The 1,511-nt window shown below is 65.2% G+C and carries 1 protein-coding gene and 1 pseudogene; both read left to right on the forward strand.

The window, feature by feature from the left end:
* Nucleotides 1-538, forward strand: a pseudogene (locus ACOJSF_RS02060) (hypothetical protein); the annotation flags it as partial.
* Nucleotides 538-1,511, forward strand: a 974-nt coding sequence (locus tag ACOJSF_RS02065; RefSeq protein ID WP_420140576.1) for a hypothetical protein, incomplete at its 3' end; no start/stop codon positions are given. The pseudogene ACOJSF_RS02060 and the gene ACOJSF_RS02065, both read left to right, overlap by 1 nt.

Consider the following 1,511-nt stretch of genomic DNA (forward strand, 5'->3'; position numbering starts at 1 on the left):
CGATCTCGATGCCGTTGCCGCGGCAATTCCGGAACTCACAGGCATGCTGAAGGCCGACGCCCTGTTGGCCGATACGCGCGTCATCGTCGAGCCGGGTCGCTACCTTGCCGGCGAAGCCGGGCTGTATGTAAGCGAGATCAACGCGGTAAAGCAGTCGCGCGGGACGCGCTTCGTCGTGATGGAAGGCGGGATGAACCACCATCTCGCCGCCTCGGGCAATCTTGGCCAGGTGATCAAGCGCAATTACCCGGTCGTGGCGCCGGCGCGTATGGCGGCGACCGCAAGTGGTCCGGTCACCCTTGTCGGTCCGCTCTGCACGCCGCTCGACACGCTTGCCCGCGATGCGCTGATGCCCGATCTCGGCGTCGGCGATCTCGTCGCCGTCCTGCAATCAGGCGCCTATGGCGCAACCGCCAGCCCGCTCAATTTCCTGTCCCACCCCCACCCGGCAGAGGTGCTGGTGGAAGACGGGCAAATCAAAACGATTTCTTACGATCGCGCCGGGAAGTCGGCTCCGACAGGAGAAGGGATGCCGTGATGATGAGAAATTATCGCCGTTTCAAACGGATGCTGAGTGCGGATTTCATGGTCTATCTGCGGGCGTCCGGCAAGAAGTCCCTGCCCCGGCAGATTTCCGAGATCTACCGCCTCTACAGAACCTACGACCACCTCCCCTATCAGTATCTGAAGCACGGCCTGTATCTGCGCAAGTTCGAAAACGGGATCGAGCGCTACCTTCCGACCGAACTGCTGCACATCACGCGCGATGCGGCCAATGTGCGCGACTTCGCCCTGAGCGCGGATGGTTTGGTGCTCCACTACAGCGTCGGCGCGTCCCGCGAGGATGTGGCGAGGGCGGAGCAGGGCGAGCACGACAGCGGCATCCACATCGATCGCACTGTCCCGCTCGGGCAGAGCCTGTTCCGCGGGGCCCATCATGAAGGGCGGCTGGCGACGCAGCGCTTGTACGACCACGGCGGGCTGTACTACTTGCCCTTGCTGTCGGACGCGCGCGATCGCTGGAAGATGGTCGAGCTTCCGCTCGCAACGGGGGCGCCACGATTCACCGATGAAGGTCCCGCGCGCGCGTTGACTGCGTCTGACCTCATGCCGGACTTTGCGGGTGCCTGGAAGCTTTCCGAAGATCTCGGAAGCGGACGTATCGCGATGCTGACGAAGGCGGGCGCACATGACGGGCTGGGAGAGCGGCCCTACGCGGAGCTGGCAGTGCTGCCGTCGCGCGGTGCGCAACGGGCGGTGGTCTGTGTGGCGGCGGCGTGCCGGAACAAGCGCATCACCGACATCGTCTGGCGACGCGGGCACGACGAAGTGGTTTTCACGGTGACGGATCGCGAGAGCGGGCACGGACAGTCGATCTTCCGTTGGAACGTGCTGAGCGGGCAGGTGCAACCGGTCGCCGAATCGCATGGGCAACTGGGCGGCGGTGGCCGCTGGCTGACGGCACCCGGGCCGTGCGCCGCGTCGAAGGACGCCCTGGTCTGTGTGGCGGC

The sequence above is a fragment of the Sphingomonas sp. genome (assembly GCF_048594985.1).
Lineage (GTDB): Bacteria > Pseudomonadota > Alphaproteobacteria > Sphingomonadales > Sphingomonadaceae > Sphingomonas_I.